This window comes from Moritella sp. 24 (assembly GCF_018219155.1).
Lineage (GTDB): Bacteria > Pseudomonadota > Gammaproteobacteria > Enterobacterales > Moritellaceae > Moritella.
In genome coordinates, this window is sequence record NZ_CP056123.1 from 4,492,359 (window position 1) to 4,518,474 (window position 26,116).

Sequence of the window (26,116 nt, forward strand, 5' to 3'; positions counted from 1 at the left end):
GTCGTAACGAATTATACGTCGATATTATTTTGGTCTAACACCTAATGTATGGCAGATTGCATACGTTAAATCAGCACGGTTTAACGTATAGAAATGAAAGTCCTTCACTCCTTCTCGCGATAACACTTTCACTTGATCAATCGCAATACTTGCGCCAACTAAATTACGAGTAGCCTGATCATTATCTAAACCTTCGAACTGACTGTGCATCCAATTAGGCACTTTTACATTGGTCAATTTTGAAAACTTACATAAGGTTTTATAATTAGATACCGGTAAGATCCCCGGTACGATTTCTTTATCTATACCAACTGCGGCACAGCGGTCACGAAAGCGTAAAAAGCTCTCGGTATCAAAAAAGAATTGGGAAATGGCGCGATCAGCACCCGCATCAATTTTATCTTTAAGCGCTAATAAATCTGCTTGGGCATTTTTTGCTTCAGGATGAACTTCAGGATAAGCCGCAACCGAAATATCAAAATCATTCACTTCTTTCAATAAAGCCACTAAGTCAGCAGCATACATATCAGGTTGATTCAAACCCGGTGGTAAGTCACCACGCAACGCGACAATATTGCGAATACCGTTATCCCAATAATCTGATGCAATCTGCTTCAGCTCTTGGCGGTTTGCATCGATGCAAGTAAGGTGTGGCGCAGCAATAAGGCCAGTCTCATGTTTAATCTGCTTAATAATATCATGTGTACGATCACGCGTACCAGAATTAGCACCGTAAGTCACAGAGACAAATTTAGGGTCTAACGATTTTAAACGATTAATAGACTCCCACAGAGTAGACGTCATTGCTGGTGAGTTTGGCGGGAAAAATTCAAATGAAACGTTAATATCACGTCCCAATTCAGAAACACTTTGATTCAATACTTCAATATTTTGTGCGTTGTGAAAACTCATACGTTATTCCCTTAAGATGTTTAGACGTCCATAGCTCTGTACGTCTTAATAATCACAACTTTACCTAATAAAGTCAACGCACATAATTCATCTTAAACATGAATTATGTGCATACTGACTAAATCGATAAATTAACGAGAAAATAATTTACACAATTGGAATAGATCAGACTGGATTGCCCCAGCTGTCACGTCTTTACCAGCACCTGGACCTTGAATGACTAATGGGTTATGGCGATACCAATGACTGTTTATAGAAAAGATATTATCGCAAGGTAATAGGTTTGCAAATGGGTGAGTAGGCTCTAAGAACTCCAAGCCAACTTGAGCACCGGCTTTATGACTGAATCTCGCCACATAACGCAATACCAACCCTTGTTTTTTAGCCTTGTTAAACATGCGTAATATTTTGGCGTCTAAATCTTCACAATGCTCTAAAAACTCATCCACCTTAAAACTCATTAACTCTTCAGATACCAATGACTCTAGCTTTATATCACTCAACTCCATCTCATAACCGGCTTCACGGCTCAAGATAAGCAATTTACGTTGTACATCTTTTCCTGATAAGTCTTCACGCGGATCTGGCTCAGTTAAACCTTGTTGCCACGCCTGCTCCACTAACTGCGAAAACCCAACCTCACCATCATATTGCTGGAATAACCAAGACAGGGTACCGGAGAAAATACCGCTTACGGCAGTAACCTGATCGCCACTATACTGTAGCATATCCATTGATGATTGAATCGGCAGGCCAGCACCAACCGTTGCGTTATATAACCAATGACATTCATTATCAGAAAAACTTTGCTGAACACGGTTATAAAACTCGCTCTTTGCTGCACCAGCAAATTTATTAGCAGAAATAAGGTGGAATCCATGTTGTGCGAATTCAGGGTAATAATAGCTAACGGCTTCACTCGCTGTAATATCAATAATCACAAGCTCATCAAACGGATGTAATGCTAAATTAGATAGCAGCTGTTCCCACACAAACGGTTCAGGTTGGAAGGTGTCTAGTACCCTTGTCGCATCCAGACCGTTAAAATCTAATACCCCGCCTCGCGAACCATAAACACCGCATAAACACAGTTCTACATTTTGTTGTTCAGGCACTTTATGCATTTGTTCTGCGAACAAGGATAACCAACCGGCGCCGATATTCCCTTTTCCAAATAGCACAACACCAATACGTCGAGGCTGTTTGAATAACGCGGTATGTAACTCTTTCAATAAAGGCTCTAGCACCACTTGCTGTAACACAGCACAAATGCTTAAGTGGTTCTCACCTGTTTGTACAAATGTTAGATTGTGCTCTGAGATTAATTGATAGAATTGATGTGATTGTAAGGCATTATCCGTGACACCCGATCCGACCAACGCCACCATGCAAAAACCACTCACATGCTCAATTGTCACGGCACTGGTTGTTTGTTGCTTATATTCTTGTAATGCAGCCAGTGCAAACTCAACAATTTCAGCGGTATAACCTAATCGAACCCGATTATCTGTCGGGCGACGTTTAATACAGATAGGTGATAGCTGTTGCTGTGCTAACAGTATAATTAACTGATTATATTCTTGTTGGTAATCAGACTCAGCACTAAACTCCACATCCACTAAGTGGAGATCATCAATCGAAGTGACAATTTTCGCGCCTTTACCTTTTGGTAAACGACGGTGAATCTGAGTTGACCCTTCATCAGGAGTGTAGCTGCAACGTAACTGTACATGCTGCCGACTCTCAACAACAGGTTGTAATGTACGAGCATGCAATACCGGAGAGCCTAAACGCGCTAGCTCAGCTGCTTCATCAAGTGACAGTTTGGTTTGTAGTTCAGCATCTTTTACGCGACGAGGATCAGCACTAAATACGCCTGCAACATCACTCCAAATCGTCGTTTGATGTGCATCGACTAATGCTGCCAATAATGTTGCAGAGTAATCAGAACCATTCCGACCTAACGTCACTGTACGCTGTTGTCTATCACCAGCAATAAAACCAGTCACAACAACTCGCCCGGTTAAACTCTCTAAACAATGAGTGAGCTTCTGTCGAGATAAGGTTTCATCAACAATTGGCTGTGCCGCTAATTCAGTAGTCAAAAATAAGCGGGAGTCTAAGTCATCGGCTGGCAATTCAGCTTGATTTAATAATGCCGCTAATAAACGTGCAGACCACACTTCACCATGGGCAAGAATTTGATTTTTAGCATATCGATCAAGACTTGTTTCTAATAGATGACCAATGGTATGAATATCATCTTGTAGTGCAGCGATGAGCTGTTCGCACAATTCATCACTTAACAATTCTTTAATCAGTTTTTTTTGGTACTCGCACGTCGCAATAAGGCGATCAGATGCAGCTTGATCACCATCTTCAGCCAATTGTAATAACTCCAACAATTGATTCGTGGTCTTGCCAGCGGCAGAAACAACAATAAGATCGCGAGCGTTGGTGTGCTGACTAATAATCGTCAACACGCGACGATAACAGGTAGCATCAGCTAAACTACTGCCACCAAATTTATGAATACTACGCTTCACTGCGTCCATGCGTTCTCCCAGACTTAATATAGAATTAGTGTATTACCAGTACCTCAAAACATACACCATTCGGCTACAAAAGGTCAATAGACGTCTAGAGCTCTTTACATACTGATTGCCAATAATCAAATTCAAAGGTAGACTTATTACTTATTCATTAAATAATAATTTACGCAAAGGTCAAAAATGACGAAGTGGAATGGCGAGTATATTAGCCCCTATGCCGAGCATGGGAAAAAGAGTGAGCAGGTCAAAAAGATTACTGTTTCAATTCCTTTGAAAGTATTAAAAGTACTAACAGATGAAAGAACTCGCCGTCAGATTAATAATCAACGTCATGCGACTAACAGTGAATTGTTATGTGAAGCATTTTTACATGCTTATACAGGTCAACCATTACCTGAAGATGAAGATTTAACGAAAGACAAGCCAGATAGTATCCCTGCAGAAGCGAAAGCACAGATGCTTGCACTCGGTATCAATATTGATGATTATTTAGAATCAGATGATTAATCGATAGAATACACAGTTACAAATTAAACAGGCTCCTAATCAGGAGCCTGTTTTGATCTAACGGGTACGCATTTCACCTACCCAATAGATATTTTATTTCGTTAAAGAGTCATTAAAAACTAAAAGGTGCCGCACGGCCTTTTTTCTTTTTCTCAACAGATTTCGGTTCAACTGCTTTTACTTGTTTAGCTTTAGCTTCAGATTTTTTCTTTTTCTTCTTTTCAGGCTGTTCCCAAGTATCAACAGGAATGCTTTCAACAACAGGCTTGGCAGCCGGCGCTACCGATACAGGTACAGGTACAGGTACAATAGTCTCGTGTTCTACAGCGTCAGCAACATCTTGCTCAACATCATTATGCTCTGTGAAGTCGCTTTCTGTAAGACCATTTTCTGACATGTATGTTGCAACAGAATCAGACGCTAGAGCAGCAGGATCAACAAACTCTTCTTCAGTGAAGTATTCAGCATCATCTTCATAACCTTGCTGTTCGTCTTCTTCGGCATGATCATATTCAGCAAGCTCTTCCGCTGACATTACTTGAAAAGCTTCACCATTAAAGCCGATGATATCGCCAAACATAATCTTTTTACGTTTGCGTGTTTCAACTTCACCATTCACATACACATAACCGTCTGCAATATAGTTTTTCGCTTCACTGCCTGATGTCGCTAGATTTTCAATTTTTAAAATTTTATATAATTCAATTGGTTCTTCAGCAACAACAACAGGGATAACTTCAATTTCATATTCTTCAGACATGGGAACCTTAAATGTGAGCAAATAGCGGGTCTTTATACAAGTATAAGGCTAGAAATGCAAACGCCAAGGATAAACCTTGGCGTTTGTGAAAACGATACTATTTGCTTATAGCATGTAATTTTCAGGTAGTTCGATACGTGATACGCCCGTCTCTACCGCAGCCAATGCAACAGCACGTGCAACACGTGGCAATAAACGAGGGTCCATTGGTTTTGGAATAATATACTCTTTACCAAATTCCAATGATGTTGCGCCTGATGCAATTAATACTGATTCAGGTACTTCTTCTTTCGCAATTTTACGGATTGCATGTACCGCAGCTACTTTCATCGCTTCATTAATCACACTCGCACGCGAGTCTAATGCGCCACGGAAAATAAACGGGAAACATAATACGTTATTAACTTGGTTTGGGTAATCCGAACGGCCTGTTGCCATGATCAAATCTTGGCGAGCAGCATGTGCTAATTCAGGTTTGATTTCTGGATCTGGGTTTGAACATGCAAAAATAATAGGGTTATCAGCCATTAACTTAACATCATCAGCAGATAGTACATTTGGGCCAGACACACCAACAAATACGTCTGCACCATTAATTGCATCTTGTAATGTACGTTTATCAGTATTATTCGCAAAACGCTGCTTATATTCGTTAATGTCATCGCGGCGAGTATGAATCACACCTTTACGATCTAACATGTAGATTTTTTCACGTTGTGCACCACATGAAATCAATAATTCCATACAGGCAATTGCCGCAGCACCCGCGCCCATACAAACAATAACTGCTTCAGTGATATCTTTACCTTGAACATCTAACGCATTGATCATACCCGCGGCAGTAACAATCGCAGTACCATGTTGATCATCATGGAATACAGGGATCTTACAACGAGAAATCAGTGCTTTTTCAATTTCAAAACATTCTGGCGCTTTAATATCTTCTAGATTAATACCACCGAATGTATCGGCAATATTAGCAACCGTATCAATAAATTCTTCTGATGTGCGGTGCTTAACTTCAATATCAATCGAATCAATATCAGCAAAACGTTTAAACAATAACGCTTTACCTTCCATCACAGGTTTAGACGCTAATGGGCCTAAATTACCTAAGCCTAAAATAGCGGTACCATTTGAGATAACCGCAACAAGGTTACCTTTTGCAGTATATTTGTAAGCATCATCAGGATTAGCTGCAATTTCTCGCACTGGCTCTGCAACACCTGGGCTATATGCTAAAGAAAGATCATCAGCTGTTTCTGCCGACGTAGTGAGTTGAATAGCAATTTTGCCTGGTTTAGGGTTCGCATGGTAATCCAATGCTTGCTGTCTGAGGTCTGACATACGCAATATCCTGAATAAAATGAATGCACATAACTCATCGCCTTAATTCAAGAATAACAAGACGTGAGAAACAACGTAGGGGGAAAAAAATAATAATCGAATTCAACATTAAAACATTTAACATTAATTTAACACAGCTCTCTTTTATTTTATACTGAGCTAAACTAGGTAATAATATTGTTGCCATGATTCTACATTAATTTAAGTTGTTTATTCTACCTTTGCACTGGTACGAAGTGTTTATTTTTATATGATTTGATAATTTTAGAAGAACATTTTTAATCAAATGCACTCAAAGAGGTTAAATCTACGTTTTATAAATGTTTCAAACCATTTTTCAGGTATAAAAAAAGGCACCCTAAGGTACCTTTTTGATTCACTGTAATAAATTGTATAAATACAATTATTATTTTGCAGCAAGAGCGCCAAAACGCTTGTTGAATTTGTCAACACGACCGCCAGTATCAACAGTACGTTGCTTACCAGTGTAGAATGGGTGACAGTTTGAACATACGTCTAGAGTGATGTTTTTGCCACGAGTAGAACCCATAGTGAAAACGTTACCGCATGAACATTTAGCTTCGATAGCTGTGTACTCTGGGTGGATACCTTGTTTCATAGAAACCTCAATTTTGGTTATGTCGCCATCTGAAACACTGCCAGACACCACATAAAGTTATAGAATTTTTAGGATGCGAATAATATAGGATCTTACCCCTCAATATCAATAGCTGATGCATAAATAAACTGCAATTAGAACATTAAACAGAAAATATCAAGACATTACCTAGTTAACAGCCGTAAACTGTTTGCTGAGATACAGATTTAAGCCGTAAAAGAGAGTTAAGTTCATGCCCGTTGTTGCCGTTGCCGTTCCCGTCCATTTAAACAGAACGTTTGATTATATTTATTCTGAAGATATGCACATTCAGGCTGGTATGCGGGTCTGTGTTCCTTTCATGAATAAGCAATTAATCGGCATTGCATTAGCAACCAAAAATGACAGTGAGTTTCCACTGGCGAAATTAAAACCTGTCATTAACATTCTCGATGACAAAGCAATTTTATCAGCAGAGATGCTGGCATTTTTTAGTTGGTGTGCAGATTATTACCATTACCCGATTGGTGAAGTGATCGCACAAGCTTTACCGGTATTATTACGAAAGTTAGAATCGGCAAAGTTAAACAGCTACACATTCTGGGAACTGACCGATAACGCACATGAACTGACGGCACAAGAACTCAACCGTTTAACCCCTGCCCAGCTACAAACGATCAAGCTATTGGCTGAAACAGGTTTAACGCAATCACATTTAAAATTAGCCAATATAAAATCGAGTACCATTAAAGCGCTGCAAGAAAAAGGGTTCATTAACCAACAGTATATTGAGATTCAAGACAACGATGACCAACATTGGCGCCAAAATCTCGTGGTCAGTGATAATCGTCCCTCTCTAAATACCGAACAGGCAATCAATATTGCAGCCATTGATATTCATCGCTTTGCGACCTATTTGCTTGATGGAGTTACAGGAAGTGGTAAAACCGAAGTATATCTTAACGTCATTGAAAAGGTGTTAAAGACAGGTAAGCAAGCATTAGTGATCGTGCCTGAGATTGGTTTGACGCCACAAACCATTTCACGCTTCAAACGTCGTTTCAACGTCCCTATTGTCGCCCTACACTCTGGTTTAAATGATGCTGAGCGGCGTGAAGCCTGGCTTGAAGCACAAGCCGGTGTCGCTGGTATCGTTATTGGTACACGTTCTGCAATATTTACCCCAATGCATGATTTAGGCGTAATAATTATTGATGAAGAACACGATGGATCATTAAAACAGCAAGAGACATTCCGCTACCACGCAAGAGACTTAGCCATTGTCAGGGCACATAGAAATAATATCGCCGTAGTATTAGGCTCAGCCACACCAGCGTTGGAAACATTGCATAACGCAATGACGGGTAAATATCGTCACCTACAGCTGACTCAGCGTGCAGGCAATGCCAAAATGCCCCTCCATCATCTTATCGATATTAAAAACCAATCATTAGACAGTGGGCTATCAGCCGAGTTTATGGCGCTGATGGAGACCCACTTAGCTGCTGGCAATCAAGTCCTACTATTTTTAAACCGTCGTGGTTATGCGCCGGCTGTTATGTGCCATACCTGTGGCTCAATGGCAGAATGTCAGCGCTGTAATACATATTATACCTATCATCAATCACGCAATACTTTACACTGTCACCATTGCGATGAACAATTTCCGAAACCACGTCGTTGTCCGAGCTGTAATTCCAACGAGATAATGACCGCAGGTTTTGGTACAGAGCAGTTAGAAGCTATGCTATCGACGCATTTCCCTCAATACCCGATCATTCGTATTGACCGAGATAGCACGAGTCGCAAAGGCAGTTTAGAAAAGTCGTTAGAAGCCGTACGTAAACGAGAGTTCCGTATCTTAATTGGTACGCAAATGCTCGCAAAAGGTCATCACTTTCCAGATGTCACCTTAGTTGGGCTCATTGATGTTGATAGCGCGCTATTTAGCAGTGACTTTCGAGCACCTGAAAAATTGGCACAATTATTTGTACAAGTATCAGGTCGTGCAGGCCGCGCAGCAAAACAAGGTGAAGTTGCAATTCAAACTCACCACCCTGAACATGAACTGATTCAAGACTTAGTTAACAATGGTTACAGCCACTTTGCTCAAACAGCATTACATGCTCGCTCAATGGCAAATCTACCGCCTTACAGTTTCCAAGCATTGTTCCGCGCAGAAGCACATCAATTCAGTGACGCCAACGCTTTTTTAGTTGAAATCAAACAGCTCGTTCAAGAACATAATCACAATCCGCAATTACTCTGTTTAGGACCGATGCCAGCCCCGATGGAAAAACGGGCAGGAAAGTATCGCTTGCAACTTTTACTGCAAAGTCCGCAACGTCAACATATTACTCATTTATTACGCCAAATAATGCCCAAAATTGAAGCATTAAAGTCTGCACGCAAAGCCCGTTGGTCGTTAGACGTGGATCCAACTGAAATGTTGTAAGGATATCGGCATTTATCCGTTGATTAGCTAGTCAAACGCCCCTAATCACGCTAAAATGTTGGATCTATTTTTCATCATTGCTAGCGAAGAGAATCCATGAAAGAGCATATTATACAGCTGCTAGAGCAGACAGTTACGATCTTAAAAGAACAACAAATTATTCCTGCAGATGCACAACCACGCATCGCTGTAGATCGAACCCGCGATAAAGCTCATGGTGACTTAGCAACAAACTTAGCGATGATGATGGCAAAACCAGCGAAGAAAAATCCGCGTGAGTTAGCTCAATTAATCATTGATAACCTGCCTGAATCAGACTTAGTAAGTCGCACTGAAATCGCAGGTCCAGGTTTTATCAACATTTTCTTAAACCAAAACTGGTTAGCACAACAGATTGATATTGCACTTGAAGACGAAAACCTTTCAGTACAAAAATCAACAACACCAGACAATGTTGTCGTTGATTTATCATCACCAAATCTAGCAAAAGAAATGCACGTAGGTCACTTACGTTCATCAATCATTGGCGATTCAGTTGCACGTACGCTTGAGCTACTTGGTCATAACGTGATTCGTCAAAACCACGTTGGTGATTGGGGTACACAGTTCGGTATGCTACTCGCATACATGGAAGAAAAACGCGCTGAAAATGCAGAAATCAGCATGCAGCTTTCTGATCTAGAAGTATTCTACCGCGCAGCAAAAGGTCGTTTCGACGAATCTGAAGACTTTGCAACTCGCGCTCGTGAAATGGTAGTAATGCTGCAATCAGGTGATGAAGACTGTAATAAACTATGGCAAGAGTTTAATGACGTGTCACTTGCACACTGTCATGACATCTACAAACGCCTAAACGTAAAATTAACACGTGAAGACGTGCGTGGCGAAAGCTTCTACAACAGCGACCTACACAACGTCGTTAACGAACTTGAAGCACAAGGTTTACTAACAGAATCAAACGGCGCTAAATGCGTATTCTTAGATGAGTTTAAGAATAAAGACGGTGACCCACTACCAGTTATCATCCAGAAAAACGGTGGCGGTTTCCTTTACGCAACAACAGATCTTGCAGCAATGCGTTTCCGTCAACAGCAATTAAATGCTAACCGCATCATGTACTTTGTTGATCAACGCCAAGCACTGCATTTCCAACAAGTATTCTCAGTGGTACAAAAAGCTGGTTTCGTTAAACCAGAGACATCACTGGAACACCTTGGTTTTGGTACAATGAACGGTGAAGATGGCCGTCCATTCAAAACGCGTTCAGGTGGTACTGTTAAACTGGTTGATCTATTAACTGAAGCTGAAGAACGTGCTTACACGCTTGTTAAAGCGAAAAACCCAAGCCTTTCTGAAGAAGAACTAAAACACATTGCACGTGTTGTTGGTATCTCATCAGTTAAATATGCAGATTTGTCTAAAAACCGTAGCAGTGACTACATCTTCAACTTCGATTCAATGTTAAGTTTTGAAGGTAATACAGCACCTTACCTACTTTACGCTTGCACACGTGTTGGTAGTATCTTCAATAAAGTTGATGCAGAAACAGTTGCAAAACTAGCAACTGCAAAAGTACAACTAAACGAAGAAAAAGAACAAGAACTTGCAGGTAAACTGATTCAGTTTAACGAAATTGTTCATCAAGTAGCAAAACGTGCAACACCAAACACGCTATGTACTTACCTATTTGAACTGGCTGGCGTATTCTCAAGCTTCTACGAAGCCTGCCCAATTTTAAGCACTGAAGACGAAAACGTTAAACTAAGTCGCTTAAAACTAGCACAGTTAACTGCTAAAACACTTAAACAAGGCCTAGATTTACTGGGTATTGAAACTTTGGAACGCATGTAAATTATGGCTCGTAAGGATTACGCGGGGCACGCCCCAAAGCCTAGAAAGAAGCGTGGTGCTAAAAAAGCACCACCAACTAAAAAGAAACGTCCGGTGTTGGCTATCTTGCTATTTTTATTGCTTGCGATTGGCCTTGGCTATTTTTTAGCTCAGGTGAGTGGCACAGCAGAAAAATCAGCACCGGAACCCGTTAAAAAAACACAACCTAAAAAGCTAACGGTAAAACCATTACCCGAAAAGCCAAAGGAAGTGTGGCAATATCCACAAGACTTGCAAGAAAAAGAAGTCATTGTCGAAATACCGCCCCAACAAGACACGGGAATTCGTTACCAAATGCAATGTGGTTCATTCCGTCAGCAGTCACAAGCTGAAGCGATGAAAGCAACGATAGCCTTTCAAGGTTATACCGCGAGTGTTCGTCACACCGGCAGTTGGTATCGTGTTGTTTTAGGCCCTTACGAACGTAAACGTACCGCAGAAAAAGAACGCCACCAAATTAAGCGCGCAGGAGTCACAACTTGCGAAATTTGGCAGTGGAAGCCTTGAAAAACTAAATAGGTATACCCACCTTAGTTTGTATATCGTAATGAAATCGCTTCATATCATATGAGGCGTTTTTTTTACCTATCACAATGAAGCGTGGCTAATCCCAACTCAGCTGCGCTCAAATTAATTAGAGTGGAGTTTATCGTGACTACTATTGTATCTGTACGCCGTGAAGGCAAAGTCGTAATGGCCGGAGACGGACAAGTTTCTCTTGGCAACACGGTAATGAAAGGCAACGCAAGAAAAGTACGCCGTTTGTACAATGGCCAAGTTATCGCAGGTTTTGCCGGCGGTACAGCTGACGCATTTACCCTCATCGAACGTTTTGAAGCAAAATTACAAGCTCACCAAGGTCACCTAGAGCGTGCCGCTGTAGAGCTTGCTAAAGATTGGCGCACCGACAAAATGTTGCGAAATCTAGAAGCACTACTGGCTGTAGCGGATAAGAATAGCTCATTCATCATTACCGGTAATGGCGATGTTGTTCAACCAGAAAATGATCTTATTGCGATCGGTTCAGGTGGCAACTTCGCACAAGCATCAGCAATGGCATTATTAGAAAATACTGAATTAGACGCTGAAGAGATCGCTAAAAAATCCCTGACTATTGCAGGTAATATCTGTGTATTCACCAACGGTTTCCAAACAGTTGAAACTATCGATTACTAAATTTACCGAATTAAAGGAAGCTTATTATGTCGTCAATGACTCCAAGAGAAATCGTTTCTGAATTAGACCGCCACATTATCGGTCAACAAAATGCAAAACGCGCAGTAGCAATCGCACTGCGTAACCGCTGGCGCCGCATGCAGTTAGACCAAGAACTTCGTCAAGAAGTATCACCAAAAAATATTTTGATGATCGGTCCAACTGGTGTTGGTAAAACAGAAATCGCACGTCGTTTAGCTAAATTAGCCAACGCACCATTTATTAAAGTTGAAGCAACTAAATTTACTGAAATTGGTTATGTGGGTAAAGAAGTTGACCAAATAATCAAAGACTTAACAGATGTAGCGGTAAAATTAACCCGTGAACAAGAAATGAAGAAGTACCATGTTCGTGCAGAAGAAAATGCTGAAGATCGTGTACTTGATGCATTGCTACCAAACCCACGTAATAACTGGGGCGAAGAAGAAAAAGCCAGCAATGATAATACGCGTCAAATCTTCCGTAAAAAACTACGTGAAGGTAAATTAGACGACAAAGAAATTGATATTGAACTTGCAGCGCCTCAAATGGGTGTTGAGATCATGGCGCCTCCGGGCATGGAAGAAATGACCAATCAGCTACAAGGCATGTTCCAAAACCTATCTGGTGGTTCAACAGCTAAATCACGTAAAATGAAAGTGAAAGAAGCCCTAAAACAGCTTGTTGAAGACGAAGCAGCAAAACTGGTAAACCCAGAAGAATTAAAAGAAAAAGCAATTTTCGCAGTAGAAAATAACGGCATCGTATTCCTTGATGAAATAGATAAGATCTGTAAACGCAGCGATTCAAATGACGGTGGCGTATCACGTGAAGGTGTACAGCGCGATCTGCTACCACTTATTGAAGGTTCAACCGTAACAACGAAACACGGAATGGTGAAAACAGACCATATCTTATTCATCGCATCAGGTGCTTTCCAAGTAGCTAAACCATCAGATTTAATCCCAGAGTTACAAGGCCGTCTACCTATTCGTGTTGAATTAGATGCCCTTAAAGCAGAAGATTTTGTGCGTATTCTGACGGAACCAAACGCATCATTAACAGAACAATACATTGCAATGCTTAAAACCGAAGGTGTTGATGTTAACTTCACACAAGAAGGTATTGACGGTATCGCAAATGCGGCATGGAATGTTAATGAGAAAACAGAAAATATCGGTGCTCGTCGTTTACACACTGTATTAGAACGTTTAATGGAAGAGATTTCATTCGATGCTTCAGATAAATCAGGTGAAACATTAATTGTTGATGGTGATTACGTGAGTAAATATCTAAACGAACTAGTAGAAGACGAAGATCTAAGTCGTTATATTCTTTAATCTATTTTTCATTAAAACTAAAAAATAGAAAACAAAAAGGCGCTTATCATAGCGCCTTTATTTTTACTAAACCATAATTTAACGGCGGTGAAGCAGTGCACTTTGGCTTACATCGATCGGCTTTAACTTCTCAGTAAGCAGACTCCAATGACAGCGAGTTCGTCTTAACGAACTTATTTTCTTCTTGAGTCTAGAACGTTTCATGGGTGCACTCTCCTATTTTCGAAAAATATGGTCAGTATTCTCAGTCCAAATAAGATTAGTCTAGGTTTACTAAAACACCAATATACAATTATTGATAATAATATATTTATAGCCAGTGATGTCTCAATTTTTTATGCCAAATTATGATAGGCTAGAAACAAACTCTCACAGATAAAATTACTTAAGAAGCTTCTGCAACCTATGTCCACTAAATACCCATGTGTCGAATTTGATAACCCATATAATTTAACTACAGAATCACAGCTTGCAGATAAATATCATCATGAGATTTCACAATTTTGGGATGCAACGATCGTAGAAGGCTCGTTAAAAGGCGTCGATAACATAACGCTACGCTATGCTTCTGCAGTAATAAATGAGACTGGCCCTGCAATTGTACTTTTAGGCGGACGTTCAGAATCCTACCAAAAATTTAGAGAGCTTATTTACGATCTATGCCAACAAGGCTATTCGGTGTATTGTTTAGATCATCGCGGCCAAGGTATGTCAGATCGTTTACTTAAAAATCTACATAAAGGGCATGTAGAGCATTTCCGTGATTACGTCACTGATTTAAGATTCTTTATTGATAAGGTCATTAGCCCAAGCCAACACAGTAAGCAATACCTACTCAGCCATTCTATGGGCGGTGCAATTGCGAGCTTATATTTACAAAGCTATCATAATGACTTTGACGCTGCCGTATTAGCATCACCGATGTTTGGTATTAACTTCGGTCAAATACCACGTCCGATTGCGAATGTTTACAGTCGAGCTATGCATATCGTGAATAAGATCATTCATACCGAATCATTTTATGCACCAGGTAAAGGTGACTTTTCTCACTCACCATTTGAAAACAATCAACTAACACAAAGTCCATTACGATTTGATATTTTTCGCCGTAGCTATGGATTCTATCCACAAACCCAACTGGGTGGACCTACGATTAACTGGCTACAACAAAGTGTTAAAGCCTGTCGTCAAGCAATCCACTATGCAGGCGATATAAAAACGCCAACCCTGATCTTACAGGCCGGTGGTGATGAAGTGGTACTTGCTGAAGCACAACAACAGTTTTGCCGTGCATTAAGCCACAAACATAATCAACATCAGCCTGCCCAGCCAGTTCTTATTCCTGGTGCGGCACACGAATTATTCTTAGAAACGGATATTTTTAGGATCCCGGCGCTAACTGTAGCACTCCACTATTTTGCTAAACATTAGCCCATTACTACGGACAGTTATCACGATAAACACACTATTTTAGGTACATAAAATAAAGTAAATATTGAGGTTTAAATGTATAAAGTTATCGTTTCTGATTTAGATGGTACGTTACTAACGCCTGCGCATATAGTCTCAGAGCAAACCAAAACGACGATCCATAAGCTATTAAAACAAGATAAAAAATTTATCATCGCCACTGGTCGTCATAACGTTGATGTAGAAGCGATCAGAAAAACAATTGATGCAGAGATTTACCTTATCACCTCAAATGGTGCGCGTGTACATAACAATAAGGGAGAGCTAATTTACAGCAAAAATGTATCTACAGATATCGCTCAAATAATCTCTGAAATCGATTTACCAAAAACAATACAAGCTAATATTTATCGCGATGACGAGTGGTTTGTGAATAAGCCTAATCCAGAGATCCTTAGCTTTAGTCAGGATTCTACCTTTAGCTATCAAGTGGTCGATATCACCACCTTAGAAAAAGCAGGTATTGCGAAGTTCTTTTTCTGTGGCCCGCATGATGACTTAGTTAAATTAGCAGATCAAATCAACGCACAGTACAGCACACAACTAAATGTCTCATTTTCATTACCAGAATGCCTCGAAGTGATGGATATCAAAGTTAATAAAGCTGAAGCACTGACTGAGGTACTAAAAATAAAAGGCTTCACGATGGCTGAAACAATTGCCTTTGGTGATGGTATGAATGATTTAGAGATGTTACAAGCTGTTGATAAAGGTTTAATAATGGGTAATGCTTCCGTAATGCTTAAAAACGCACTACCTGACTTCGAAATGATAGGTGATTCAGCAGAAGATGGCGTTGCACAGTATATTGAAAAAAATATATTGTAGTTAATAACTGCCAACCGCATAATAAATTAGAATTAGTTACTCAGAATGGAATCTCGGTAACTAATTAACTATTAGATAAACTCTCGATATCAAGGATGAATTATGCTTCGAGTTATAACCTATCTCAGCCTGCTTATAATGACAGGCTGCGTGCAATCGTATCAACCAATTATAAGCAATAGCCTTTATTCTCTCGATAACAGCAAACAGCAAATATCAAAATCAGCACTTAACTCACAACCTTTAACAGGTGTGATTAACAGTGAACCACATACTTCAGTGATCCCACCTAAATACACTAATTTCAATGGAGTGGTAACAATAACAGCGCAGCAACGTACCATACGCTTATGCCATAATGATCAGATTTTTAATCTCCAACCAAATAGTCATTTATTAAAACAAATTAAACAGTTAAATAAAAATAAAGCCTATATTGAATTCGAAGGTCAAATTAACCAATCATTAAACCCAACTCACCTACGCGCAAATATCAGTGTAGAACAACTGCATTATTTATCTAGTCAAAGTAAAACCAGTTGTAAAACGCCCCTCTCGGCAGCAAGCTTTCAAATCATAGGATCTGAATTAAATTGGAGAGGCTACGGCCAAGATAATGAACTGACATTCATCATTAAAGATTTAAACAGTAAATGGACGATTAAGAAGAGTGTAGTAACAAAAGGTCTACATGCATTCGTAGAAACTGAAAACGACAGTGGGGAACAGCTTAATATATCCTTTGCTGGAAATGGATGTATAGATAACAACAATAATTATTGGCAGTATGAAACAACGGTATATTTAAAAAACAAACAAATAAAAGGCTGTGGTCAATATCCTAACCAACAAGACAGCATAGGCAATTGGCTTGGTCACTATCGTTATAAAAATAATAATGTCACGATCGAGTTAGCACTATTAGCACATCACCAAGCTAATGTTAGATATCTTTATAACAATGGTAATGAAATCAATGAAAGTGGTTATTGGCATTTATACGGTTCATCAGGATTAAAATTACTGCTAACTAAACGTCAGGAAAATAAAGCAAACATCGTTTTTCACTTTCGCCGTGATGGAGTCAAGTTAGAAGCCGATCAGCAGTGGCGAAATAATCAAAACTATAGTTTTAATGGCTCAGTCTTAACACTCGATAGAATAACCGAAAGTATAAAGACAGAATCAGTTTTCACTCTAGAGCGCAATACTTCTGAACGCATATTTCTACCAGAAAACCTAGTATCACCGAGGGTAAGTACACCCGCAATTAACAACGCCATAAAGCGCTACTTCACGATGCATAAAACCAAATCTGCTCACTCAAAATACTGGTTTAGTGAATATGACTTAAATGGCAATGGTCGCAAAGATCTATTAGTCATGCTTGATTGGTGCAAAACTGGTGGGTGTGTTTTATTAGTATTTGAAAATAAAGTAAATGGCTATAAATTTGTAAGTCGGATATCTGAAGCTCAAGTCCCTATCCAGATCAGCCAGACACAAAATTATCAATGGCAAAGTTTATTAATGAAGAATAATCAAAGATGGCAGCAATTAGACTTTAACGGAATAAACTATCCCGCTAAAGTGAGTAATGGTATACAAGCCAATAAAAATACGTTTACTCAAGTGCAGCTAATCAGCAACCCATTAACGGCTGATAACGCGATTCCAATAAAGTAAATAAGACTTAAACTTTGGGTTATAAATGAATGACTCAAAGTTTCATTAAGTGCTAATCAACAACTATGTAAACTGTCCGCAACTCCAGCCTGAAGACCAAGCCCACTGGAAATTATAACCACCTAACCAACCACTTACGTCCATAACTTCACCAATAAAGTATAAGCCTGCTGCTTTTTTAGCTTCCATCGTTTTTGACGAAAGTTCATCAGTATCGACACCGCCTAGAGTAACTTCAGCTGTTCTATAGCCTTCGGTACCATTCGGCTTTACTTTCCAGCTATGTAATAGCGTTGATATATCATTAAGATCTTTATGCTGTAATTGTTTAAGCGTGCATTCAGGTAACAAATCATCGGCATAAAATATCTCAACAAGTCGTTTCGGTAATAAACGCCCTAAGGATGTTTTTAATGCTTGATTTGGACTTGATTCAGTCATGCCTGCTAAGGTTTCAATAATATCAGCATCAGGTAACAAGTTAATGCTAACCGCTTCACCTGGATTCCAATACGAAGATACTTGTAATACTGAAGGACCGGATAAGCCTCGATGGGTAAATAATAGCGCCTCTTTAAAGCTAACACCTGATTCTGTCGTGATATTTACAGGTAAACTAACACCTGACAGATCAGCATATTTATCTTTATCATGCTGCTGTAAAGTAAAAGGAACGAGGCCAGCTTTAGTCGGATTTACTTTTAAACCGAACTGCTCCGCGATCTTATATCCAAAAGGGGTTGCACCCAATTTAGGCATAGATAAACCACCAGTTGCGACAACTAATGACTCACAATTTAATGCCCCTTGACTCGTTTCAAGATGAAAACGTTCATCATCCGCTTTTTCAATAGATAAAATTTCAGTACGTAATTGAATCTTAACGCCAGCCCAATCACATTCTGTATGTAACATATCAACGATGTCTTTTGCTGAATCATCACAGAATAACTGCCCATGTTCACGCTCATGATAAGCGACGCCATGGCGTTCAACCATATCAATGAAATTCCACGCTGTATAACGGCTTAATGCAGATTTAACAAAATGTGGATTTGCACAAATAAAAGCATCTGTAGATAGCGCGTTGTTGGTAAAGTTACAACGACCACCACCACTAATTAATACTTTACGACCTGCTTTCTTGGCATTATCGAGAACCAATACAGAGCGACCTCGGTAACCAGCACTTGCTGCACACATCAATCCTGCTGCGCCAGCACCAATTACAATCACATCACAACTTTGGCTCATCGAAGACCTCTAATTTAAACTACAATACAAAAATGGAGCCGCAGAATAGCATTAATTATCCAGATACCCAAACGACTTCAAGTAAGATATAGAGAGATTTATTACAGCTTGTTAATACGCTCTTCAACTTCCGGTTCTAAGTAAGCCATTTCATCAAGGTCTGCGGCCCATTCATGCTTTTCAGCCAATACGCGTAGCATGCGAATAGCCGTAACTTGCACGATAGCAACTTCAGACCACATTGATTTATTCAAACAACGCCAATGGTCAGCATCAATACGTTTTGGATTATTAAGCTGTTCACTGCAAGTATCACAAATCAAAATACAATCATCATAATCCGGAGTTGTCGGGACCGGTGCAACTTCAAAAATATTGAGTTTCACACCTGAAGCGTCACATGTTTCACAATGCGAACGAGCACGTCGTGCTAAGTTTTTACCGAATGCATTTAATTCATCTTTTCTATGCTGATGTTTGTCTAAGCCTTTAGCCATGATTTCAATTCCTATATATTTAAACTGTGTTGAAAATACGTTTATTTGTCAGGAATAGCAAACGTTAGCACTAATAAAAAATACTATAAAATATCACTAGTTTAAATACTTCATAGATGAGAAGTGGATTGCTATAATCGATTCACATGGATAGCATTTTAGTAAAGGAATAACAAATGATCCCAAGTAACAAACCCCTGAATCCAAATTTCTCTTCAGGCCCTTGCAGTAAGCGTCCAGGCTATGAATTAGCACAACTGGATATAAGTACTCTCGGTCGCTCACACCGTTCTAATGTCGGTAAAGCAGCGCTACAACAAGCCATCAAACAAACTAAAGCGCTATTAAAAATTCCCTCTAACTATCAAGCAGCTATTGTGCCAGCATCTGATACTGGCGCAATGGAAATGATGTTATGGTCATTACTTGGGAAAAAACCTGTCGATGTTTGCTACTGGGAATCATTTGGTAAAGGTTGGTTCAGTGATATAAAAAACGAATTACAGCTCAGTGATGTAAATGCAATAACGGCAGATTACGGTCAACTTCCAGATCTAACTCAAACAAGTTCAGATCATGACATCATTTTTACTTGGAATGGTACAACGTCTGGCGTTAAAGTTGAAAATGCAGATTGGATCGACTCTCAACGTAGTGGATTAACCATTTGTGATGCGACATCTGCAGTTTTTGCAATGCAGATGGATTGGGATAAACTCGACGTAACGACATTTAGCTGGCAAAAGGTGCTGGGTGGTGAAGGTGCGCATGGCATGATCGTACTAAGCCCGGCGGCAGTTGAACGCTTAGAGTCTTACACCCCGCCTTGGCCCCTGCCAAAAATTTTCCGCTTAACTAAAAACGGTAAACTTATTGAGGGTATCTTCAAAGGTGCCACGATAAATACCCCGTCGATGTTATGTGTTGCGGATTATTTAGATGCATTAAATTGGATAACAGAAATAGGTGGCGTTGAAAGTGCAATTACGCGTTCTGAACACAATTTAGCTATTTTAACGAACTTTGTCAGTCAAAATGATTGGATTGAGTTCCTTGCCGAGCAACCTGAATGTCGTTCAAATACAAGCGTATGTTTACGCCTATCCCTCACAGATGATCAACTGAAAGTATTTTGTAAACTATTAGCCGAACAGCAAGTGGCTTTCGATATTAACTCATATAAAGATGCACCATCAGGACTTCGTATTTGGTGTGGCGCTACGGTTGAATCACATAATATTGAATTACTATTGCCTTGGCTCACTTGGGCTTATGAGAATGTTAAAGATAAAAACTAACAAATTTTATCTTTAAGCTGAAACCAAAAACCAGCCGTCGGCTGGTTTTTTATTATCTTGCTTGTCGTCGCTATCAGTACTATCACGCGATTTCACTGAATTTTAGACACAAAAAAGCCGATACCATCACTGATATCGGCTCTCTCTAATTTGGCGCTTGGCGATGCCCTACTCTCACATGGGGAAGCCCCACACTACCATCGGCGTTATTACGTTTCACTACTGAGTTCGGAATGGGATCAGGTGGTACCGTAACACTATGGTCACCAAGCAAATCTTGTTTGCTTTCAAAATGTATCTCTAAAATCTGAAAAGCTATAAATAAAGAAGTCTTTAAAACATAAAGTGTTCAATCTATTCTTAAGTCGATATTTCAATTAATCATACTTTAATTTGTATGGTTAAGCCTCACGGGTAATTAGTACAAGTTAGCTCAATGCCTCACAGCACTTACACACCTTGCCTATCAACGTTGTAGTCTCCAACGGCCCTTCAGGGGACTTAAAGTCCCAGTGAGAACTCATCTCGAGGCCTGCTTCCCGCTTAGATGCTTTCAGCGGTTATCAGTTCCGAACTTAGCTACCGGGCAATGCTATTGGCATAACAACCCGAACACCAGTGGTTCGTCCACTCCGGTCCTCTCGTACTAGGAGCAGCTCCTCTCAATTCTCAAACGCCCACGGCAGATAGGGACCGAACTGTCTCACGACGTTCTAAACCCAGCTCGCGTACCACTTTAAATGGCGAACAGCCATACCCTTGGGACCAACTTCAGCCCCAGGATGTGATGAGCCGACATCGAGGTGCCAAACACCGCCGTCGATATGAACTCTTGGGCGGTATCAGCCTGTTATCCCCGGAGTACCTTTTATCCGTTGAGCGATGGCCCTTCCATTCAGAACCACCGGATCACTAAGACCTACTTTCGTACCTGCTCGACGTGTCTGTCTCGCAGTTAAGCTGGCTTATGCCTTTGCACTAACCACATGATGTCCAACCATGTTTAGCCAACCTTCGTGCTCCTCCGTTACTCTTTGGGAGGAGACCGCCCCAGTCAAACTACCCACCAGACACTGTCCGCAACCCCGATAAGGGGCCTACGTTAGAACATCAAACGTACAAGGGTGGTATTTCAAGATAGACTCCACATCATCTAGCGACAATGTTTCACAGTCTCCCACCTATCCTACACATGTAGGTTCAATGTTCAGTGCCAAGCTATAGTAAAGGTTCACGGGGTCTTTCCGTCTAGCCGCGGGTACACTGCATCTTAACAGCGATTTCAATTTCACTGAGTCTCGGGTGGAGACAGCGTGGCCATCATTACGCCATTCGTGCAGGTCGGAACTTACCCGACAAGGAATTTCGCTACCTTAGGACCGTTATAGTTACGGCCGCCGTTTACCGGGGCTTCGATCATGAGCTTCGACCTAAGTCTAACCCAATCAATTAACCTTCCGGCACCGGGCAGGCGTCACACCGTATACGTCATCTTTCGATTTTGCACAGTGCTGTGTTTTTAATAAACAGTTGCAGCCACCATTTCTCTGCGACCAACAATAGCTTACGGAGCAAGTCCTTCACCATCATTGGCGTACCTTCTCCCGAAGTTACGGTACCATTTTGCCTAGTTCCTTCACCCGAGTTCTCTCAAGCGCCTTAGTATTCTCTACCTAACCACCTGTGTCGGTTTGGGGTACGATTCTCTTATATCTGAAGCTTAGAGGTTTTTCCTGGAAGCCGGGTATCAACTACTTCATCTCCGTAGAGACTCGTCATCAGTTCTCAGCCTTAATGTATTCCCGGATTTGCCTAAGAATACAGCCTACAACCTTAAACATGGACAACCATCGCCATGCTAGCCTAACCTTCTCCGTCACCCCATCGCAATATAAGTGAGTACTGGAATATTAACCAGTTTCCCATCGACTACGCCTTTCGGCCTCGCCTTAGGGGTCGACTCACCCTGCCCCGATTAACGTTGGACAGGAACCCTTGGTCTTTCGGCGTGGAGGTTTTTCACCCCCATTATCGTTACTCATGTCAACATTCGCACTTCTGATACCTCCAGCAAGCTTCTCAACTCACCTTCAACGGCTTACAGAACGCTCCTCTACCATGCAAGAACAAGTCTTGCATCCGTAGCTTCGGTGGTATGTTTAGCCCCGTTAAATCTTCCGCGCAGACCGACTCGACCAGTGAGCTATTACGCTTTCTTTAAAAGATGGCTGCTTCTAAGCCAACTTCCTGGCTGTCTGAGCCTTTCCACATCGTTTCCCACTTAACATACACTTTGGGACCTTAGCTGACGGTCTGGGTTGTTTCCCTTTCCACGACGGACGTTAGCACCCGCCGTGTGTCTCCCGCGATTGAACTTATTGGTATTCGGAGTTTGCAAAGGGTTGGTAAGTCGGGATGACCCCCTAGCCTTAACAGTGCTCTACCCCCAATAGTTAGACGCGAGGCGCTACCTAAATAGCTTTCGAGGAGAACCAGCTATCTCCCGGTTTGATTGGCCTTTCACCCCCAGCCACAAGTCATCCGCTAATTTTTCAACATTAGTCGGTTCGGTCCTCCAGTTGATGTTACTCAACCTTCAACCTGCCCATGGCTAGATCACCGGGTTTCGGGTCTAATCCCAGCAACTATTCGCGCAGTTAACACTCGGTTTCCCTACGGCTCCGCTATTCGCTTAACCTTGCTACTGAAATTAAGTCGTTGACCCATTATACAAAAGGTACGCAGTCACAGAACAAGTCTGCTCCCACTGCTTGTACGTATACGGTTTCAGGTTCTATTTCACTCCCCTCACAGGGGTTCTTTTCGCCTTTCCCTCACGGTACTGGTTCACTATCGGTCAGTCAGTAGTATTTAGCCTTGGAAGATGGTCCTCCCATATTCAAACAGCATATCACGTGTGCCGTCCTACTCGATTTCACAGTAAGGTCGTTTTCATGTACGGGACTATCACCCTGTATCGTGAAACTTTCCAGAATCTTCCACTAACTTCCAAACTGCTTAAGGGCTAGACCCCGTTCGCTCGCCGCTACTAAGGGTATCTCTATTGATTTCTTTTCCTCGGGGTACTTAGATGTTTCAGTTCTCCCGGTTCGCTTCGTAACGCTATGTATTCACGTTACGATACTCTACAAAGTAGAGTGGGTTCCCCCATTCGGAAATCTGTGGATTAACGCTTTTTATCAACTCCCCACAGCTTAACGCAGATTAACACGTCCTTCATCGCCTCTGACTGCCTAGGCATCCACCGTATACGCTTAGTCACTTAACCATACAATCTAAAGTCGACCGTACAATTGAAATAACTAGGTATTATCTAGTTTTTTTCGCCTCAAGAATACTCAAGAACACTATATTGTTATTACCTAAGTAATAACGTGTTTTAAGAACTTCTTTATTTATTCAGCTTTCCAAATTTTTAAAGAGCAATTTGCTAAAAAGCAAAGATAAGCGTTGCTTATCTTTACTCTCTAACGTCTTTAACGTTTTCTATTCAAGCAATTTGTGTGGGCACTTACAAAAATTAACAACTTTACGTAAGGAGGTGATCCAGCCCCAGGTTCCCCTAGGGCTACCTTGTTACGACTTCACCCCAGTCATGAACCACACCGTGGTCATCGCCCTCCCGAAGGTTAAGCTAATGACTTCTGGTGCAGCCCACTCCCATGGTGTGACGGGCGGTGTGTACAAGGCCCGGGAACGTATTCACCGTGACATTCTGATTCACGATTACTAGCGATTCCGACTTCATGGGGTCGAGTTGCAGACCCCAATCCGGACTACGACGCACTTTATGGGATTCGCTTACCATCGCTGGTTTGCAGCCCTTTGTATGCGCCATTGTAGCACGTGTGTAGCCCTACTCGTAAGGGCCATGATGACTTGACGTCGTCCCCACCTTCCTCCGGTTTATCACCGGCAGTCTCCTTAGAGTTCCCACCATTACGTGCTGGCAAATAAGGATAAGGGTTGCGCTCGTTGCGGGACTTAACCCAACATTTCACAACACGAGCTGACGACAGCCATGCAGCACCTGTCTCATAGTTCCCGAAGGCACCAATTCATCTCTGAAAAGTTCTATGGATGTCAAGAGTAGGTAAGGTTCTTCGCGTTGCATCGAATTAAACCACATGCTCCACCGCTTGTGCGGGCCCCCGTCAATTCATTTGAGTTTTAACCTTGCGGCCGTACTCCCCAGGCGGTCTACTTAATGCGTTAGCTTAAGAGCCCAGTTCTCAAGGAACCAAACTCCGAGTAGACATCGTTTACGGCGTGGACTACCGGGGTATCTAATCCCGTTTGCTACCCACGCTTTCGCATCTGAGCGTCAGTTACTTGCCAGGTGGCCGCCTTCGCCACTGGTATTCCTTCAGATCTCTACGCATTTCACCGCTACACCTGAAATTCTACCACCCTCTCAAGAACTCTAGTTTGCCAGTTCGAAATGCAGTTCCCAGGTTGAGCCCGGGGCTTTCACATCTCGCTTAACAAACCGCCTGCATGCGCTTTACGCCCAGTAATTCCGATTAACGCTTGCACCCTCCGTATTACCGCGGCTGCTGGCACGGAGTTAGCCGGTGCTTCTTCTGCGAGTAACGTCACAGTAAGCAGTTATTAACTACTTACCTTTCCTCCTCGCTGAAAGTACTTTACAACCCGAAGGCCTTCTTCATACACGCGGTATGGCTGCATCAGAGTTTCCTCCATTGTGCAATATTCCCCACTGCTGCCTCCCGTAGGAGTCTGGACCGTGTCTCAGTTCCAGTGTGGCTGATCATCCTCTCAGACCAGCTAGGGATCGTCGCCTTGGTGAGCTCTTACCTCACCAACAAGCTAATCCCACTTGGGCTCATCTAGTCGCGAGAGCTTTCAAGAAGAGGCCCCCTTTCACCCGTAGGTCGTATGCGGTATTAGCAGTCGTTTCCAACTGTTGTCCCCCTCGACTAGGCAGATTCCCAAGCATTACTCACCCGTCCGCCGCTCGACGCCAGAATAGCAAGCTATTCTTCGTTTCCGCTCGACTTGCATGTGTTAAGCCTACCGCCAGCGTTCAATCTGAGCCATGATCAAACTCTTCAATTAAAAGTTTTTTGACTGATGCCTAAAATCATTACTGATAATAAGTATCAAGTCGGCTCAATGAATTCTGTACTTCAACAACAAACCGAGGTTTGTTGTTTATAAAACCAAATCTTTCGATTTAATTTAATGTTCATAATTACATTGATATAATTTTTGGTCATTATATCTCTGTAAGTACTCACACAGATTGCTTGAATAAATTGTTAAAGAGCGTTGACCTTGACGTCTTGCGTCGTAGTCAGGCTGCGTATTCTACGCAAACCAATTTTGAAGTCAAGCACATATTTATGCTTTATTCAGGAAGTTTAAAAAGTAACCTAAGTCGCTTTTAAACACCTTAACTTAGCGGCTGTTGCCGTGTCAGTGAGGCGCCATTATAGGGATTAAACATTTACAGGCAAGTCATTTCTAAGAAAATAATATAGCGC

General features: G+C 41.4%; 18 protein-coding genes and 3 rRNA genes. 10 read left to right on the top strand and 11 right to left on the bottom strand.

Translation table 11 applies throughout. The annotated features are described in order from the left end of the window. Positions 1 to 24 precede the first annotated feature (24 nt). Together metF and HWV00_RS20140 are read right to left on the bottom strand one after the other, a co-directional pair. Positions 25 to 912: a methylenetetrahydrofolate reductase gene (metF, locus tag HWV00_RS20135; protein WP_211684060.1), complete on the bottom strand. Its 888-nt coding sequence runs from the start codon at positions 910 to 912 to the stop codon at positions 25 to 27. Positions 913 to 1,043: 131 nt separating this feature from the next. After that, positions 1,044 to 3,467: a bifunctional aspartate kinase/homoserine dehydrogenase II gene (locus tag HWV00_RS20140; protein ID WP_211684061.1), complete on the bottom strand. Its 2,424-nt coding sequence runs from the start codon at positions 3,465 to 3,467 to the stop codon at positions 1,044 to 1,046. 177 nt (positions 3,468 to 3,644) lie between these two features. Here HWV00_RS20140 and metJ point away from each other — a divergent pair, with 177 nt between their 5' ends. After that, positions 3,645 to 3,971: a met regulon transcriptional regulator MetJ gene (gene metJ / locus HWV00_RS20145; protein ID WP_211684062.1), complete on the top strand. Its 327-nt coding sequence runs from the start codon at positions 3,645 to 3,647 to the stop codon at positions 3,969 to 3,971. A 112-nt stretch (positions 3,972 to 4,083) separates the two neighbouring features. On the opposite strand, the gene HWV00_RS20150 is transcribed toward metJ, so the two are convergent. The 3 genes from HWV00_RS20150 to rpmE form a co-directional block, all read right to left on the bottom strand. Continuing rightward, complete coding sequence (locus HWV00_RS20150; RefSeq protein WP_211684063.1) at positions 4,084 to 4,731, bottom strand: RNA-binding S4 domain-containing protein; 648 nt, start codon at positions 4,729 to 4,731, stop codon at positions 4,084 to 4,086. 105 nt (positions 4,732 to 4,836) lie between these two features. Continuing rightward, positions 4,837 to 6,078: a malic enzyme-like NAD(P)-binding protein gene (locus HWV00_RS20155; protein WP_211684064.1), complete on the bottom strand. Its 1,242-nt coding sequence runs from the start codon at positions 6,076 to 6,078 to the stop codon at positions 4,837 to 4,839. A gap of 406 nt (positions 6,079 to 6,484) precedes the next feature. Then, positions 6,485 to 6,697 carry a 50S ribosomal protein L31 gene (gene rpmE, locus HWV00_RS20160; protein WP_211684065.1) on the bottom strand — a complete coding sequence of 71 codons (213 nt, stop codon included), beginning with the start codon at positions 6,695 to 6,697 and terminating at the stop codon, positions 6,485 to 6,487. 232 nt (positions 6,698 to 6,929) lie between these two features. Here rpmE and priA point away from each other — a divergent pair, with 232 nt between their 5' ends. The 5 genes from priA (at position 6,930) to hslU (ending at position 13,555) form a co-directional block, all read left to right on the top strand. Continuing rightward, positions 6,930 to 9,131: a primosomal protein N' gene (priA, locus tag HWV00_RS20165; RefSeq protein WP_211684066.1), complete on the top strand. Its 2,202-nt coding sequence runs from the start codon at positions 6,930 to 6,932 to the stop codon at positions 9,129 to 9,131. 96 nt (positions 9,132 to 9,227) lie between these two features. Next, positions 9,228 to 10,982 (top strand): arginine--tRNA ligase, encoded by a 1,755-nt coding sequence (gene argS / locus HWV00_RS20170; RefSeq protein WP_211684067.1) that lies wholly within the window; start codon positions 9,228 to 9,230, stop codon positions 10,980 to 10,982. Positions 10,983 to 10,985: 3 nt separating this feature from the next. Beyond that, positions 10,986 to 11,528, top strand: a complete 543-nt coding sequence (locus tag HWV00_RS20175; protein ID WP_211684068.1) for an SPOR domain-containing protein — start codon at positions 10,986 to 10,988, stop codon at positions 11,526 to 11,528. Between the two features lie 144 nt (positions 11,529 to 11,672). Then, positions 11,673 to 12,197 carry an ATP-dependent protease subunit HslV gene (gene hslV / locus HWV00_RS20180; protein ID WP_211684069.1) on the top strand — a complete coding sequence of 175 codons (525 nt, stop codon included), beginning with the start codon at positions 11,673 to 11,675 and terminating at the stop codon, positions 12,195 to 12,197. 26 nt (positions 12,198 to 12,223) lie between these two features. Further along, complete coding sequence (hslU, locus tag HWV00_RS20185) at positions 12,224 to 13,555, top strand: ATP-dependent protease ATPase subunit HslU (RefSeq protein ID WP_211684070.1); 1,332 nt, start codon at positions 12,224 to 12,226, stop codon at positions 13,553 to 13,555. Between the two features lie 78 nt (positions 13,556 to 13,633). Here hslU and HWV00_RS21535 read toward each other — a convergent pair whose 3' ends face one another. Continuing rightward, entirely contained in the window at positions 13,634 to 13,759 is a 126-nt protein-coding gene (locus HWV00_RS21535; RefSeq protein ID WP_255554845.1) for a hypothetical protein, read from the bottom strand. Between the two features lie 201 nt (positions 13,760 to 13,960). On the opposite strand from HWV00_RS21535, the gene HWV00_RS20190 reads away from it, so the two are divergent. The 3 genes from HWV00_RS20190 to HWV00_RS20200 all read left to right on the top strand — a co-directional run bounded on the left by HWV00_RS20190 (position 13,961) and on the right by HWV00_RS20200 (position 17,539). Then, complete coding sequence (locus tag HWV00_RS20190) at positions 13,961 to 14,986, top strand: alpha/beta fold hydrolase (protein WP_211684071.1); 1,026 nt, start codon at positions 13,961 to 13,963, stop codon at positions 14,984 to 14,986. Positions 14,987 to 15,061: 75 nt separating this feature from the next. Continuing rightward, on the top strand, positions 15,062 to 15,853 hold the full coding sequence (locus HWV00_RS20195; RefSeq protein WP_211684072.1) for a Cof-type HAD-IIB family hydrolase: 792 nt from the start codon (positions 15,062 to 15,064) through the stop codon (positions 15,851 to 15,853). Positions 15,854 to 15,955: 102 nt separating this feature from the next. Next, positions 15,956 to 17,539 (top strand): hypothetical protein, encoded by a 1,584-nt coding sequence (locus tag HWV00_RS20200; protein WP_211684073.1) that lies wholly within the window; start codon positions 15,956 to 15,958, stop codon positions 17,537 to 17,539. A 63-nt stretch (positions 17,540 to 17,602) separates the two neighbouring features. Here the strand turns inward: HWV00_RS20200 and HWV00_RS20205 are convergent, their stop codons facing one another. Further along, positions 17,603 to 18,793 (bottom strand): NAD(P)/FAD-dependent oxidoreductase, encoded by a 1,191-nt coding sequence (locus HWV00_RS20205; protein ID WP_211684074.1) that lies wholly within the window; start codon positions 18,791 to 18,793, stop codon positions 17,603 to 17,605. A gap of 101 nt (positions 18,794 to 18,894) precedes the next feature. Then, positions 18,895 to 19,290, bottom strand: coding sequence for a phnA protein (locus HWV00_RS20210; RefSeq protein ID WP_211684075.1), 396 nt, complete (start codon positions 19,288 to 19,290; stop codon positions 18,895 to 18,897). A 176-nt stretch (positions 19,291 to 19,466) separates the two neighbouring features. On the opposite strand from HWV00_RS20210, the gene HWV00_RS20215 reads away from it, so the two are divergent. Beyond that, positions 19,467 to 20,588: a phosphoserine transaminase gene (locus tag HWV00_RS20215; protein ID WP_211684076.1), complete on the top strand. Its 1,122-nt coding sequence runs from the start codon at positions 19,467 to 19,469 to the stop codon at positions 20,586 to 20,588. Positions 20,589 to 20,743: 155 nt separating this feature from the next. Here the strand turns inward: HWV00_RS20215 and rrf are convergent. The 3 genes from rrf to HWV00_RS20230 all read right to left on the bottom strand — a co-directional run bounded on the left by rrf (position 20,744) and on the right by HWV00_RS20230 (position 25,688). Beyond that, a 5S ribosomal RNA gene (gene rrf / locus HWV00_RS20220) occupies positions 20,744 to 20,859 on the bottom strand. A gap of 126 nt (positions 20,860 to 20,985) precedes the next feature. Further along, positions 20,986 to 23,877, bottom strand: a 23S ribosomal RNA gene (locus HWV00_RS20225). A gap of 266 nt (positions 23,878 to 24,143) precedes the next feature. Beyond that, a 16S ribosomal RNA gene (locus tag HWV00_RS20230) occupies positions 24,144 to 25,688 on the bottom strand. Together the 16S, 23S and 5S rRNA genes form the textbook arrangement of a ribosomal RNA operon. Positions 25,689 to 26,116: the final 428 nt, after the last annotated feature.

Coding starts and splice junctions, on each gene's coding strand:
- HWV00_RS20155 (WP_211684064.1), bottom strand. CDS start 6,078: ATGTCAGACCTCAGACAGCAAGCATTGGATTACCATGCGAACCCTAAA.
- HWV00_RS20190 (WP_211684071.1), top strand. CDS start 13,961: ATGTCCACTAAATACCCATGTGTCGAATTTGATAACCCATATAATTTA.
- HWV00_RS20205 (WP_211684074.1), bottom strand. CDS start 18,793: ATGAGCCAAAGTTGTGATGTGATTGTAATTGGTGCTGGCGCAGCAGGA.
- hslU (WP_211684070.1), top strand. CDS start 12,224: ATGTCGTCAATGACTCCAAGAGAAATCGTTTCTGAATTAGACCGCCAC.
- priA (WP_211684066.1), top strand. CDS start 6,930: ATGCCCGTTGTTGCCGTTGCCGTTCCCGTCCATTTAAACAGAACGTTT.
- HWV00_RS20150 (WP_211684063.1), bottom strand. CDS start 4,731: ATGTCTGAAGAATATGAAATTGAAGTTATCCCTGTTGTTGTTGCTGAA.
- HWV00_RS20210 (WP_211684075.1), bottom strand. CDS start 19,290: ATGGCTAAAGGCTTAGACAAACATCAGCATAGAAAAGATGAATTAAAT.
- HWV00_RS20195 (WP_211684072.1), top strand. CDS start 15,062: ATGTATAAAGTTATCGTTTCTGATTTAGATGGTACGTTACTAACGCCT.
- HWV00_RS20200 (WP_211684073.1), top strand. CDS start 15,956: ATGCTTCGAGTTATAACCTATCTCAGCCTGCTTATAATGACAGGCTGC.
- HWV00_RS20140 (WP_211684061.1), bottom strand. CDS start 3,467: ATGGACGCAGTGAAGCGTAGTATTCATAAATTTGGTGGCAGTAGTTTA.
- HWV00_RS20175 (WP_211684068.1), top strand. CDS start 10,986: ATGGCTCGTAAGGATTACGCGGGGCACGCCCCAAAGCCTAGAAAGAAG.
- HWV00_RS21535 (WP_255554845.1), bottom strand. CDS start 13,759: ATGAAACGTTCTAGACTCAAGAAGAAAATAAGTTCGTTAAGACGAACT.
- rpmE (WP_211684065.1), bottom strand. CDS start 6,697: ATGAAACAAGGTATCCACCCAGAGTACACAGCTATCGAAGCTAAATGT.
- metJ (WP_211684062.1), top strand. CDS start 3,645: ATGACGAAGTGGAATGGCGAGTATATTAGCCCCTATGCCGAGCATGGG.
- metF (WP_211684060.1), bottom strand. CDS start 912: ATGAGTTTTCACAACGCACAAAATATTGAAGTATTGAATCAAAGTGTT.
- HWV00_RS20215 (WP_211684076.1), top strand. CDS start 19,467: ATGATCCCAAGTAACAAACCCCTGAATCCAAATTTCTCTTCAGGCCCT.
- argS (WP_211684067.1), top strand. CDS start 9,228: ATGAAAGAGCATATTATACAGCTGCTAGAGCAGACAGTTACGATCTTA.